General features: G+C 43.1%; 12 protein-coding genes and 1 tRNA gene. All 13 read left to right on the top strand.

Features of this window, described 5'->3' with window-relative positions:
- Positions 1-79 precede the first annotated feature (79 nt).
- Positions 80-1,534 carry an L-aspartate oxidase gene (nadB, locus tag JWV37_RS02500; RefSeq protein WP_205458073.1) on the top strand — a complete coding sequence of 485 codons (1,455 nt, stop codon included), beginning with the start codon at positions 80-82 and terminating at the stop codon, positions 1,532-1,534.
- Positions 1,535-3,073 carry a glutamine-hydrolyzing GMP synthase gene (gene guaA, locus JWV37_RS02495; RefSeq protein ID WP_205458072.1) on the top strand — a complete coding sequence of 513 codons (1,539 nt, stop codon included), beginning with the start codon at positions 1,535-1,537 and terminating at the stop codon, positions 3,071-3,073. It abuts the gene before it with no gap.
- A 2-nt stretch (positions 3,074-3,075) separates the two neighbouring features.
- Positions 3,076-3,729, top strand: coding sequence for a uroporphyrinogen-III synthase (locus JWV37_RS02490; RefSeq protein ID WP_205458071.1), 654 nt, complete (start codon positions 3,076-3,078; stop codon positions 3,727-3,729).
- A 263-nt stretch (positions 3,730-3,992) separates the two neighbouring features.
- On the top strand, positions 3,993-5,255 hold the full coding sequence (gene purD, locus JWV37_RS02485; RefSeq protein WP_205458070.1) for a phosphoribosylamine--glycine ligase: 1,263 nt from the start codon (positions 3,993-3,995) through the stop codon (positions 5,253-5,255).
- Positions 5,252-5,704 (top strand): RDD family protein, encoded by a 453-nt coding sequence (locus tag JWV37_RS02480; RefSeq protein WP_205458069.1) that lies wholly within the window; start codon positions 5,252-5,254, stop codon positions 5,702-5,704. The genes purD and JWV37_RS02480 overlap by 4 nt, the downstream gene beginning before the upstream one ends.
- Positions 5,697-7,784, top strand: coding sequence for an LPS-assembly protein LptD (locus JWV37_RS02475; RefSeq protein WP_205458068.1), 2,088 nt, complete (start codon positions 5,697-5,699; stop codon positions 7,782-7,784). The genes JWV37_RS02480 and JWV37_RS02475 overlap by 8 nt, the downstream gene beginning before the upstream one ends.
- Positions 7,784-8,062: a J domain-containing protein gene (locus tag JWV37_RS02470; protein ID WP_205458067.1), complete on the top strand. Its 279-nt coding sequence runs from the start codon at positions 7,784-7,786 to the stop codon at positions 8,060-8,062. The genes JWV37_RS02475 and JWV37_RS02470 overlap by 1 nt, the downstream gene beginning before the upstream one ends.
- Positions 8,040-8,765, top strand: a complete 726-nt coding sequence (locus JWV37_RS02465) for a phosphoribosyltransferase (protein ID WP_205458066.1) — start codon at positions 8,040-8,042, stop codon at positions 8,763-8,765. Before JWV37_RS02470 ends, JWV37_RS02465 begins: the two co-directional genes overlap by 23 nt.
- The gene (locus JWV37_RS02460) at positions 8,744-10,975 is read left to right on the top strand and encodes a polyribonucleotide nucleotidyltransferase (protein WP_205458065.1); all 2,232 of its coding nucleotides are present in this window, start codon (positions 8,744-8,746) and stop codon (positions 10,973-10,975) included. Before JWV37_RS02465 ends, JWV37_RS02460 begins: the two co-directional genes overlap by 22 nt.
- A 192-nt stretch (positions 10,976-11,167) precedes the next feature.
- Entirely contained in the window at positions 11,168-11,467 is a 300-nt protein-coding gene (locus JWV37_RS02455; RefSeq protein WP_205458064.1) for a F0F1 ATP synthase subunit C, read from the top strand.
- Positions 11,468-11,500: 33 nt separating this feature from the next.
- A tRNA-Leu gene (locus tag JWV37_RS02450) sits at positions 11,501-11,585 on the top strand.
- 134 nt (positions 11,586-11,719) lie between these two features.
- Entirely contained in the window at positions 11,720-13,090 is a 1,371-nt protein-coding gene (locus tag JWV37_RS02445; protein ID WP_240331969.1) for a sodium-dependent transporter, read from the top strand.
- Between the two features lie 9 nt (positions 13,091-13,099).
- Positions 13,100-13,360 (top strand): hypothetical protein, encoded by a 261-nt coding sequence (locus JWV37_RS02440; protein ID WP_205458063.1) that lies wholly within the window; start codon positions 13,100-13,102, stop codon positions 13,358-13,360.

Raw genomic sequence — 13,360 nt, 5'->3', positions numbered from 1 at the left:
TCTTTCTTGCAGGGTGCGGGTACAAAGCGCCACCTACTTATGCACCGCCACAAGAACAACCTCAAGAACAATCACGTTAATGCAGTACGATGTTATCATCATTGGCGCGGGCATAGCTGGATTAAGTACCGCAGCCCATTTGCCCTCATCCATGAAGGTGCTTGTTTTGAGTAAGGATTATCCTTGGGAATGCAATACTTTTTATGCTCAGGGTGGTGTTGCGGTGGCAAACAGCAAAGAGGATATCGCGCGTCACATTGCCGATACCTTGGAGGCTGGAGTTCATTGTAGTAATCCCGAAGCTGTGAATATTTTGTGTCATGAGGGGCCAGAAAAAGTCCAAGCCCTCATGGCTCAAGGCTTTGCATTTGACGTGAACGAACAAGGCGCATTGCTCTACACCCAAGAAGCCGCGCACAGTGATAAACGTGTTATTCACGCAGGTGGGGATGCAACAGGACGAGAAATACATTTGCATCTTATGCGTCATTTGCAAACTACGTTGCTTTATAACACGCAAGTGGTGGATCTTTTGATAAATGAGGGCCGATGCTTCGGGGTGCGTATGCGTACCCAAGAGGGCCTTTCGTGTGCGTACGCTAATCATGTTGTGATAGCAAGTGGTGGCGTGGGATCATTGTACGAATTTCACACCAATGCTCGCACCATCAGTGCAGATTTGCAAGGCATTGTTTTGGAGCATGGATTGGCACTCAAAGACATGGAGATGATGCAATTTCATCCGACGGTATACGTCAAAGGCAAAGGAGTGCGCAAACAGCTCCTTAGTGAAGCCCTAAGGGGCGAGGGTGCAAAGGTTGTAGATAGCGCGGGTCATCAGTTTTTGTTTGAGTATGACTCCGCGGGTGAATTGGCTCCAAGGGATGTGGTGAGCCAGTCGATTTTTGATTACCAGCAAACCACTAAAAAAGAAGTTTTTTTAGACGTCTCTTTTTTAGATAAACCAGCTTTTGCAAAACGCTTTCCTAGTATTTATTTTGCGATGCAAAATGAAGGTGTTGATGTTCCCTGTACGCACATTCCTATTTCCCCTGCGTTTCACTACGCGATGGGAGGTATTGCTACGGATTTGGATGGACGCGTTTTGGGCGCTAAAAACCTTTATGCGGTAGGCGAGGTGGCGTGTACAGGAGTCCATGGGGCTAACCGTCTGGCAAGCAATTCGCTCTTGGAAGGGTTGGTGTTTTCGGCGCGCGTGGCAAATGCTATTGCCTATAGTGCGCCCACCTTGATAGCTAAAACCTTTACATGTAAAGAAGAAGTATTGCAGTGTGAGGGCGACAAAGAAAAGAAAAATGCATTGCGTCTATTGATGTGGGAAAATGCAGGCATTGTCCGCAATGTGGGTGGAATGGAAGAGGCTTTGAATCGCGTCCAAGACATGCTAAAATGTCGCACTGGAAAACTGCTGAGGCTGAGGCTCTTAGCTTCGCAGGAGATTTTACGCCACGCCTTGCATCGACGCGAGAGTCTTGGCGCACATCGTCTGGTTAACACACCAATAAGGAAATAAATGAAAGACGTACCTATCCTCGTTTTAGACTTTGGCTCACAGTACACGCAACTCATTGCGCGTAAGATGCGAGAAAACGGCGTTTATTGCGAGATTGTACCTTACAGCGAACCGCTAGAAGCCATTAAGGCGCGTGCTCCCAAGGGATTAATTTTAAGCGGTGGCCCTGCTTCGGTGTATGCTAAAGATGCTTACTACCCAGATTCAGGTGTTTTTGATCTTGGCATTCCTATGCTAGGAATTTGTTACGGCATGCAACTGATGACACAGCATTTTGGCGGGAGTGTTGTGGCTGCTAGTCACCATGAATACGGCAAAGCAGAGCTAACGCTTGAGGGCAATCATATTCTTTTTGCAGAGACAGGTTGTGGGCAGATTGTTTGGATGAGTCACGGGGACAAAGTGGAGCATTTGCCTGAAGGGTTTGAAAAAATCGCCACCAGTGCCAACTCTCCTTATGCAGCCATTGCACATGAAGAAAAACAATTCTACGCCTTTCAATTTCACCCTGAAGTGTACCACACTGAACAAGGCAGTAGACTGCTTAAAAACTTTGCCAAATACATTTGCGGGTGCGAAAGTACTTGGAATATGGGCTCTTTTGCAAAAGAAAAAATTGAAGAGATTCGTGCCAAAGTGGGCTCCAAAAAAGTGTTGTGTGGTGTGAGTGGCGGTGTTGATAGTTCTGTGGTAGCAGCACTACTCGCCGAAGCGATTGGAGACCAGTTGGTGCCGGTGTTTGTAGACAACGGACTACTGCGCGCCAATGAGCGCGCCCAAGTCGAGGCTGCTTTTAAGGTGCGTTTAGGGGTAGAGCTGATTACAGTGGACGCTTCGGATATTTTTTTAGAGCGTCTAAAGGGAATTACTGAGCCCGAGCAAAAACGCAAGATTATTGGTGAGACTTTTATTGAAGTTTTCGAAAAAGAAGCCAAGAAACATAACGGTATCGAATTTTTAGCTCAAGGCACTTTGTACACCGATGTGATTGAGTCCGTTTCAGTCAAGGGACCCTCTAAGACAATTAAATCACACCACAATGTGGGAGGTTTGCCTGAGTGGATGAAATTTGACTTGATCGAACCATTGCGCGAAATATTTAAAGACGAAGTGCGTATTTTGGGCTTGGAGCTTGGGCTCCCTAAAGAGATGATAAACCGCCATCCTTTCCCTGGTCCAGGTCTAGGGATTCGTATCATGGGTGAAGTAAACCGCGAAGACTTGGAGATTTTGCGTAAAGCAGACGTGGTTATGCTAGAAGAGCTTCGCGCAACAGGGTATTATGAAAAAACATGGCAAGCCTTTACCGTGCTTCTAAACGTCAAGAGCGTTGGCGTCATGGGGGACAACCGAACGTACGACAACACCGTGTGCGTACGCATCGTTGAAGCAACTGATGGCATGACAGCCACCTTTGCACATATCCCCCACGATATTTTAGAAAACATTAGCCGTCGCATTATTAATGAAGTAGATGGTATTAATCGTGTGGTGTACGATATCTCAAGTAAGCCCCCTGCTACTATTGAGTGGGAGTAGGCTTGATTTACCTGCTTGGCACAACGTCTCATCCTGGGGTTAAGCACCTCGGGGTGATTCGGGTGCGTTTTCTTCCCCTTTCTTTTTCGTGCGACTCCTTCGATGCGGTTATTTTTACCTCCAAAAACGCAATTGCGGCCCTTGAAGCTTCCAAGATTTCTTGGCACCATTTGCCAGTGTATGTTATTGGAGAAGGAACAAAACGTGCCGCCAAGGCAACGGGTGCTCGTGTTATACATGTAGCCAAAGAAGCCTATGGGGATGCTTTCGCTAAAGAGATAGCGCCGCATCTTAGGGCAAAAAATATTCTATTTCCTCGGGCAAAAGAGGTTGTTTCAGATGTTGCTGGCGTCTTGAAAAGCGCTGGGGTTTACGTGTGGGAAATGGTGGCTTACGAGACAGTGTGTGTTCCGTGTCAATCCCTTGAGCTTCCCGCGGAACTAAGTGTTTTTATTTTCACCTCTCCCTCAAGTGTGTGTTGTTTTTTGAACTGTTTTGAGTGGAAGCCTTCGTGGCAGGCGGTAAGTATTGGCATTAAAACAGCCAACGCCTTTCCTGAAACCATTTTTTCACACATCGCTCCCTCTCAAACCGTGGAAGCCTGTGTTTCTTTGGCGCAAGAGTTATACGTGGACTTAAGCAAAAATCCCTTATAATATACTACTAGTGAGCCTGGGCGGTGCGATACCCGTACAGATGAGGGTCCAACACTTTAGTAGGGGCGGAAAGCGTGCATACTTGGTGTGACTGTGGTTTTGTTTGAGCCTTTCAAAGGGTGAGAAATTGCAGCCTAAAGAGTGTGTCATTTTTGCCATGTTGGCTTAAATAGGGCCAATGACATTGACGGAACGGCCGCTTGGGTTCACTTTTTAGCACATTGCCACTGGCAAGGGTGCTATTTTTTTTTGGAGTAAGGCGTATGAATATTTTGATTATCGGAAATGGCGGACGCGAATATGCCATTGGACTTGCTTTATTGAAAGACACTCCACAAAACACTCTCTTTTTTGCTCCAGGTAATGGGGCTACGAGTAGCCTTGGTGAGAATATTGATATTACTGATTTTGAAACGTTGGCGCTGTTTGCCAAAGAGCGTGCTATTGGCTTAACGATTGTTGGTCCAGAAGCGCCACTAACAGAAGGGGTTGTGGATGTATTTCATGCACATGGCTTAACTATTTTTGGCCCCTCTAAAGCAGCCGCAAGACTTGAGGGCTCTAAAATTTTTATGAAAGAATTTTTGGCCACCAACAACATTCCCACCGCCGCCTTTTTGCAAACAGACTCTTATGATAAAGCATGCGCTTTTATTGAGACACTCAGCGTGCCTGTTGTTGTAAAGGCAGACGGCTTATGTGCTGGAAAAGGCGTCATCATCGCGCAAAGTAAAGACGAAGCCAAAGTGGCAGTACGCGACATGTTAAGCGGTGAAAGCTTTGGCGCTGCAGGCGCACGCGTTGTTGTGGAAGAATTTTTAGATGGATTTGAACTTTCCTTATTTGCTATTTGTGATGGAGACGAGTATATTTTACTGCCAGCAGCCCAAGACCACAAACGTCTCAAAGATGGTGACAAAGGACCAAATACGGGTGGAATGGGAGCATACGCGCCAACACCTTTGGTAAATGATGAGATTTATGATGCAGTAAAAAAACGCGTTGTTGAGCCAACCCTTGAAGGGATGAAAGCGATCGATGCGCCCTTTTGCGGAGTGCTTTTTATTGGGCTTATGATTGTAAAGGGTGAAATCTTTGTCCTTGAATACAACGTGCGTTTTGGTGACCCTGAGTGTGAAGTGTTGATGCCGCTTTTAAAAACATCGGCCACAGAGCTTTTTTATAAGGCGGCAACTAAGGATTTAAAAACCTTACATGTAGCGTTTCATGACCGTGTGGCCGTGGGAGTTGTGGTGGCGAGTGAACATTACCCCTATAAGAGTTCTCCTGAAGTTCCCATCACTATTGATGAGGTGGAGATTGAGGGGGCACATGTGGCGTATGCGGGTGTGGGTGGCTCCTTTGAAAAAGGTTTACATGTAAAGGGGGGAAGGGTGTTGTTGTGCATTGGTGTAGGCCAGGATGTTGCCCAGGCGCAAAAGCGCGCGTATACTCTGTGTAAGCACATTCATTTTGAAGGAATGCAATACCGCAAAGACATCGCGTATCAGGCGTTGGCACAATGAGTGAAGAAGAACTTGTTGAGCGGTTTGAGCAAGAGAATGTCACGCTAGCTTCTTTGCCTATGCGCACTCTTGCGTTTGTCATTGATGAATTGCTCGTCTCTTTACTGTTTATTTCTGTGTATTGGAGCCAGTTTTCCAATGCGGCGGATGTGGAGCAGACCATTCTTATTATGAACACCATGGTGATGTATGTGATCTTGCTTAAAGTCATTTACCAAAGTTTTTTTGTGTGGATGTATGGTGCAACGCCAGGTAAAATGATTGCAAAAATTAAAGTGATTTATGTTTACGACATCGATAATCCTTCTTTGGGAAAATCACTTTTACGGGCTGTGGTGCGCGTGCTCAGTGAGACGATTTTTTACTTAGGATTTATTTGGGCAGCACTTAACCCCAAGCGTGAATCATGGCATGATAAAGTGGCGGGAACCCTTGTTATCAATGCTTAAAAGAATTGTGTTGCTGTGCACACTCTCTTTTTGTGTTGTATTTGCCAAGGTTGAAAATGTTGAATTGCTTGCCAATACAGTAACCAAGAACGGAGAATGGGTCGAAGCGTCTGGGGAGGTGTTGGTTTACAGTGAGCGCTATTTGCTTAGTGCTGATCGCGCTGTCTATAACGAAGAAACAGGAGAATTGGAGCTTTTTGATAATGTAAGTGTTTTGCGAGGCGTGTACGAGTCAAGCCAAAGCAACTACGCGAAAATAAACCTCAAAACCGACGAAGGTGATTACCAACCTTTTTTTTATTATGATCAGCGTAGTGATGTGTGGATGCAGTGTGAATCTGCTATCAGTGGTCCTGCTTATTTTGTGACAGATAATTCAGTAGTTTCTAGTTGTAACGTGCAAAATCCAGACTGGAAAATAGGTTTTTCGGAAGGAAAGCTTAATCGTGAAACTAGCTTTTTGCACCTTTACAACACACTTTTTTATATTCAAGATGTCCCCGTTTTTTACCTCCCATATTTCGCTTTTTCTACAGACAAGACACGACGAACTGGTCTTTTAATCCCTATGATAAGCTATGGAAAAAAAGAGGGGTTGTTTTACGAGCAGCCTATTTACATTGCACCTCATGATAATTGGGACTTGGAGTTAAACCCGCAAATTAGAACCAATCGAGGGGAGGGCTTGTATTCGACGTTGCGTTTTGTGGATTCACCTTATTCTAAAGGGCATGTTGCCCTAGGTGGATTTAAGGAAAAAAGTGCGTATGCAGAAGAAGAAAACCTTAAAAACAAAGAGCACTATGGTCTTGAAGCTCAATATCAACGATCACGTCTTATAAGCCACTTGTTAAAGAAAGAAGCAAGAGATGGGCTCTGGCTAGACTTTACATACTTAAACGATATTGATTACCTTAACCTTAAAACCTCAGAGAGCGATGCATCTAATCAACTAATAACTTCACGATTAAATTATTATTTGAGTCAAGAAGATGATTACCTTGGTTTGTATGCGAAATATTATATTGATACAAAAAAAATTAACAACGACACAACCCTTCAAGAACTTCCAACATTGCACTATCATCGTTTTTCAAACTATTTTTTTATTCCAAATTTAGTCTATTCTGTAGATTCTCAATTTCATAATTACACACGCGACAAAGGCATTAGCGCGCGTCAGTATGAAATTAACGCCCCTTTGACCTTTTATACGGCGCTGTTTGATGATTTCTTGCGTTTGAGTGTATCCGAAAACTTTTACGCTACCTATGTGCAATACGACAACAAAAGAGGGAAAAATTCGGAGACGTTTTATCGAAATTACCATCAGTTTTCTGCCTATATTGATTTAGCAAAAGCGTATGAAACGTTTTATCATACTATGAATGTACGCCTCGATTATACGGTTCCTAGTTTTGATCATGGGGAAATTTCTGAACGTATCATTGAACAAGATAGCGGTGTTGAGATTAATAATTTTATTTCCACGGGACATGAAGTTGAAAGTGTTGCAGCCAAGTTGGTTCAGTATTTTTATGATGATATGGGCAAAAAACGTTTGCGTCACTCCGTGCGGCAACCCTATTATCTCGAAAAGTCACTTTACAAATATGGTGACTTGGAGAATAGTATTGCCGTCTATCTTTCGGAAGCATGGACGTTGCGTAATGACTTTAAATATTCCCATGAGTTTCAAAAATTTTCTCGGGTTCAGTCTTCTGTGGGTTGGAATGCTTCGCCTCATAAGTTTTCTTTTTCGCATACATTTTTGGATGAAAAAACAGATGCAAGAAAAAGCTATCTGACTGCCTCCTTTGAAACAACACTAGGAAAATACTATAATGCTTTTGGTTCAGTTAATTATGATGTTGAGGAGAGCTACTTGAGCTCTTGGCGATTGGGTCTTAAAGTTTCCAAAAAATGCTGGGATTACACTTTTATTTATAGAGAAAGCGTTACCCCAAAGCTAACAAGTGCAGGTTCGGATTCGGTTAATCGTAGAGGATTTTATATTATGTTTAATTTTTACCCTATTGGCGCAGTTCAATACGAACATACTGTGGAGGCAGAACGTTAGTGCTTAACCATGTAAATCCGTCAGAAAGAATACGCGCAGCTTTGGAGATTTTAAATTTGCCACCACTAATCTCTCTTCGCGAGTTGAAGGCAAAATATCGCGACATAGCAAAAAAACATCACCAAGATAGCGTAGCCGAAGAAGCGCAAATGGTCTGTATCAATCTTGCGTATGAGACCTTGAAAGAGTATATGGAAAAATACAGATTTTCTTTTTCAGACGAAGAAATTTTAAAACAATTCCCAGAAGAAAGCCATGCTGTACGATTTAAATTCTGAAGCATTACGATTTGAAAATCGCAATGAGGCAGCTTCAAAAATAATTGACATCCTTCCTGCGCATCAAATGTGTCACGAGGGCTGGGTGTTGGTGGCCATCTCTGCAGAGGGCGTGCCTATTGCAGAGGCTGTTGCTAAAAAACTTGGACTGGGGTACGATCTGTTGCTAACAGAGGCTGTGTATGCACCTAACAACCCAGAGTGCCAGATTGCTATGGTTAGCGAGACAGAAGAGATTGTGATTCATACTGAACTGGTGGAATCTTTTGGTATTAACTTAGACTTTATTTATGGAGAAGCGCATCGCAAATACGAAGAAAAGGTCTTAAAATATGTTTATAAATACAGAAAAGGAGACTTGATTGATTCCCTGAAGGACAAAAATGTCCTCTTGGTGGATGAAGGGTGCGAAACAGGGCTAACGGTCCTTACATGTATCAAGACCGCCATTGGTGCGGGCGCAAGATCCGTTTCGTATGCGACACCTGTGATTGCTTCTAATGTTGTAGTAGGTCTAGAAGCTGTGGTGGACGAGATTTTTACCGTCTTTCGTGTTGCTAATTTTGTTGATGTAGATTTTTACTATCGCGATCATGCGCCGCTTACACAAGAGGAAGTAAAAGCCATTATTGAAAGTAGCTCAAATTATTTGCCATTTCAAAAAACAGGAGATATAAGAACATGCAGTATTCTATTGAAGTAAACAATCAAACGGAAATATACGATGTAGGAAAAGTGGCCAGACATGCTTCAGGTGCGGCGCTGTTAACCATTAAGGATACGGTGATTTTGGCAACAGTAGCAAGAGACGACAAGCAAGTAGAAGAAAACTTTTTGCCACTAACAGTACACTATATTGAAAAGACTTATGCCGCAGGAAAAATCCCTGGTGGCTATATTAAGCGAGAAACAAAACCTGGGGATTTTGAAACGTTAACCTCTCGCATTATTGACCGAAGTTTACGCCCTTTGTTTCCCAAGGGTTATGCTTATCCTACACAAATTGTTCTTTTTGTTCTTTCGTGTGACCCCGAAGTGGACTTGCAAGTTGCTGCACTTAACGCCGCTTCTGCAGCTCTATTTTTGTCAGATATTCCTGTAAACAAGCCCGTAGCGGGGGTGCGAATTGGATGTATTGATGGAGAGTTTGTCGCTAATCCTTCCAATAGTGATTTGAAAAAGAGTGTCTTGGATCTTTATGTTGCAGGCACCAAAGAAGAGCTGCTAATGATTGAAATGCGCTCCTTGCCAAGCATAGATACGGAACCTGTCCCCATGGCAGCTATTGATCCCATGATCGACCCAGCACTTGGAAGAGGGCTTATTGGACTCCAAAAAAGCAACGAATTTGATGAAGAGCGGATGGTGGAGGCAATTGGTTTTGCACAACAAGCCATTGCGAGAGCTGCAAGCGCTTACGAAGAAGCATTCACGCCTGTTAAAAAAGAAACAGCAATATTAGAATATAAAGAAAGCTTGGAAAATGATTCAATTTTTATTTATATTGATGAGTTCTACAAGCAAGATGTAGCTGAAGCCATTAATCAAATGGCTAAAAGCGAGCGTGCAACAGAGCTCAAAAAAATCCTTAATGCTATTCTTTCTGATGAAACAGCCAAAGAAGAGGGCTGGGGCAAAGAGTTGGTTATGAGCGTATTGGAAGCATATAAAAAGAAAGTTGTGCGTGAACAAATTGTTCAAAAAGGTGTACGGGCAGACGGTAGGGGATTGCGTGATGTGCGTGACATTACTATTGAAACCAATATTTTACCCAAGGCGCACGGTTCTTGCCTTTTTACAAGGGGCCAGACGCAAGCATTGGCAGTGGTGACACTAGGAAGTGATCAAGATGGGCAAATGTTTGACATTTTGACAGAAAAATCAGTTCAAACAGATGCCTTTATGGTTAACTATAATTTTCCTGGCTTTTCCGTAGGAGAGGCAAGCCCACTTAGACCTCCAGGACGACGCGAGTTGGGGCACGGAAACCTTGCCAAGCGCGCACTTGTTCCAACTGTAGATATGAATGCACTTCATACTATTCGTCTTGTTTCTGAAATTCTTGAATCCAATGGCTCTTCTTCTATGGCAACGGTGTGTGGTGGCTCATTGGCCTTGCGCGCGGCTGGCATTGATACTATTGATTTAGTGGCGGGTGTGGCCATGGGAATGGTTTTTGAAGGCGAGAAGTATGCTATCTTAACAGACATCATGGGATTGGAAGACCATGACGGAGATATGGATTTTAAGGTTGCAGGAACGAAAAAAGGCATCACGGCGTTGCAGATGGACATTAAGCTTGGTGGCATTGAGCTTTCTGTTTTAAAAGAAGCACTGTATCAAGCCAAAGAGGCTAGGGCTCATATTCTTAACATTATGGAAGAAGCAGATAAAAAAATTGAGCTCAATGAAGAAGTACTACCAAAACTTGAACTCTTTAGCGTCGACCCAAGCAGAATTGTCGATATTATTGGTCAAGCGGGTAAAACAATTCGGGAAATTATTGAACGGTTTGAGGTTTCTATTGATTTAAATCGCGAAAAAGGCGAAGTAAAAATAGCAGGCGGTAAGAAAAAACAAGTTGAGGCTGCAAAAGATTACATCATTGAGATTACACAAAAGGACAATAGTCGCGGCGGACCACGTGGTGGACGAGGTGGAAGTCGTGAAAAGAGCCAAGAGGTTCCTGTGTTTGAAGTAGGGCAAGTGTTTGAGGGCGAAGTGAAGCGCATTGTTGACTTTGGTGCCTTTGTGGGTCTGCCTGGAGGCATTGATGGATTACTGCATGTTTCAAAGATTGCCAAAGAACGCGTTAATAACATTAATGATTATTTGCGCGAAGGACAGCAAGTGAAAGTGCGAATTTTAGAGCAAAAAGCTCATAAAATTAGCCTAGAAATGGTTCGAGACTAAAATTCCATATTTTGTAAATGCCTACCAAAGAGCTTTGCTAAAGTAGGCATTTGTGGGCAGTTTAATTTGCTCAAAGGTTTTTAGCAAATTAAACTGATTTTAATCATGTCATGAGTATAATTTCGCCTGCAAAGTGGTAAGTAGGGGAATAAAATCCGAACAGACTTTGTTAAAAATTTACAGGAGTACTGTATGAAAAAAGTTCTTTTTTTAATGCTTGCACTTGCATCGTTTGCATTTGCGAGTGACGGCGAAACACTGAAAGTGTATTCTGTTTTAGGCGCAGCTATTGTTCTTGGTATTGCTGCTTTTGGTGGTGCGATTGCAATGGGCAACACGGCTTCTGCTACTATTAATGGCACAGCACGCAACCCAGCGGTTGGCGGAAAGCTCTTGACTACAATGTTTATTGCTTTGGCGATGATTGAAGCGCAAGTTATTTATGCTTTGGTTGTTGCATTAATCCTTCTTTACGCAAATCCTTTAATGTAATATTTCTTCAGCCCAAAATTTGGGCTGAAACATGCGACCGTGGTGGAATTGGTAGACACGCTATCTTGAGGGGGTAGTGCCAACAGGTGTATGAGTTCGAGTCTCATCGGTCGCACCATCTTTTTACTTCTCTTGAATCACCCCCCCCAATTTTTTTATTTTCTTGCCCACTTGTTACATTTTCTTTTCTGCCTCTTTTTTCACCATAAAATAAATTTTTTCCAATAAATCTAAAAGATTAGGTATGCTACCATGGTGGCCAAAATTTATTTTAAAGGAATGCTGATGCATGGTGAGCGCTTTAGCAAAGTAGGGTTTGTTTTAGCGGCCGCAGGAAGTGCGGTTGGATTGGGAAATATTTGGAAGTTTCCTTATATGACAGGAGAAAATGGTGGCGGTGCATTCGTGTTTATTTACCTGCTCACGATTGTTTTTATTGGCCTTTCGGTCTTTTTGGCTGAATCGGTAATGGGACGATTGAGTCGAGGCGATGCGGTTTCTGCTTTTGAAACACTACCGCAAAAAAATGGCCAATACTGGAAATACGGCGGTTTTATGGTTTTTACTGGGGTGATTATTCTTTCGTTTTACACCATTGTCATCGGTTGGATTTTTAAATACATCTATGTGGCTGCTACGACACTGCCTTCTTCGGTCGAAGAAGCTGGGGCTGCTTTTGGTGGAATGATCACAACGGACACCGTGGGTCAAATGTTGTTCTTTACTCTTGCTTTTGTTATTACATTTTACATCGTCTCCCAAGGAATTAAACGCGGTATTGAGCGTATTAATCTCGTTTTAATGCCATTGTTGGTGGGGATATTGGTTCTTTTGCTTTTTTACGCCATGACGCTGGATGGTTTTGGGGACTCTTTAAGATTTTTATTCATTCCAGATTTTAGCAAAGTAACTTCCACTTCTATTCTTTCTGCGGTTGGCCATGCATTTTTTACCCTTTCTTTGGGAATGGGAACTATCATGACGTATTCTGCTTCGCTTCCAAAAGATTCAAATCTTGTGACTTCATCGCTTTCTGTAGCCGCCCTTGATACTATCATTGCTTTGATTGCGGGGATGGTTATTTTTACTCTTATTTTTAGCTTTGGTGCAGAGCCAGCGCAAGGTGCGGGCTTGGTCTTCATCTCGTTGCCACCCTTGTTTCATGATCTTGGTGTTTTGGGCAACATCATCGGGTTTGCCTTTTTTGTTGCTTTAGCTTTTGCGGGAATTACCTCTGCTGTCTCTATTGTTGAACCAACTGCTATGTATATGATTAACCGCTTTAAAATAAGCCGTGTTCAAGCGTTGAGCATACTTGGTGTTACGACCTATGTTTTAGGAACACTTGCTTTAATCTCTAATGTGGAAACGCTTAAGGGTTATGCAACAATCTTTGGGAAAGGGGTGTTTGACATCCTTGATTTTTCAAGCTCTTCCATACTCCTTCCGCTTGGCGGCCTTTTGGTTGCTCTGTTTGTGGGTTATGCGCTTCAAAAAGATAGACTGGTTGCATTACTTGGAGATCATATGCCAAAAGCGGCTTTTGATGTGTGGTATTTCTCCATTCGTTATGTTGCGCCCTTGGGGATTGCGGCAGTAATGATTAATCAACTCTTTTTTTAAAGGCTAAAAATGCGTGATTTGGAACTAAAAAATGTCATTACCCTTGGGGAAAAAAGCTATTTGGTTTCAACTATTGCCACTCCTGTCAGACACACGTGGTTTGACGGGGATGGCAAGCGCATTGTTTATGAAACCATGGTTTTTGAAATTAAAGAAGACGAAGTTGATCATGATCGCCCCTTGTTTAGTGAGCGGTACCATACTGCTGAGGAAGCTATTGCTGAACACGGAGCCATCGTTCAGTTTCCTGAGGCATTTTTTGTGCGCTAA

It is taken from the genome of Sulfurospirillum tamanense (genome assembly GCF_016937535.1).
GTDB classification, from domain to species: Bacteria; Campylobacterota; Campylobacteria; order Campylobacterales; family Campylobacteraceae; genus Sulfurospirillum_B; species Sulfurospirillum_B tamanense.
This window is presented reverse-complemented; position numbering and strand designations above follow the sequence as displayed.

What these genes read in the sequence shown, in the direction of transcription:
- nadB (WP_205458073.1), top strand. Translation starts at nt 80, where the DNA reads ATGCAGTACGATGTTATCATCATTGGCGCGGGCATAGCTGGATTAAGT.
- guaA (WP_205458072.1), top strand. Translation starts at nt 1,535, where the DNA reads ATGAAAGACGTACCTATCCTCGTTTTAGACTTTGGCTCACAGTACACG.
- purD (WP_205458070.1), top strand. Translation starts at nt 3,993, where the DNA reads ATGAATATTTTGATTATCGGAAATGGCGGACGCGAATATGCCATTGGA.
- JWV37_RS02480 (WP_205458069.1), top strand. Translation starts at nt 5,252, where the DNA reads ATGAGTGAAGAAGAACTTGTTGAGCGGTTTGAGCAAGAGAATGTCACG.
- JWV37_RS02475 (WP_205458068.1), top strand. Translation starts at nt 5,697, where the DNA reads ATGCTTAAAAGAATTGTGTTGCTGTGCACACTCTCTTTTTGTGTTGTA.
- JWV37_RS02465 (WP_205458066.1), top strand. Translation starts at nt 8,040, where the DNA reads ATGCTGTACGATTTAAATTCTGAAGCATTACGATTTGAAAATCGCAAT.
- JWV37_RS02460 (WP_205458065.1), top strand. Translation starts at nt 8,744, where the DNA reads ATGCAGTATTCTATTGAAGTAAACAATCAAACGGAAATATACGATGTA.
- JWV37_RS02455 (WP_205458064.1), top strand. Translation starts at nt 11,168, where the DNA reads ATGAAAAAAGTTCTTTTTTTAATGCTTGCACTTGCATCGTTTGCATTT.
- JWV37_RS02445 (WP_240331969.1), top strand. Translation starts at nt 11,720, where the DNA reads ATGGTGGCCAAAATTTATTTTAAAGGAATGCTGATGCATGGTGAGCGC.
- JWV37_RS02440 (WP_205458063.1), top strand. Translation starts at nt 13,100, where the DNA reads ATGCGTGATTTGGAACTAAAAAATGTCATTACCCTTGGGGAAAAAAGC.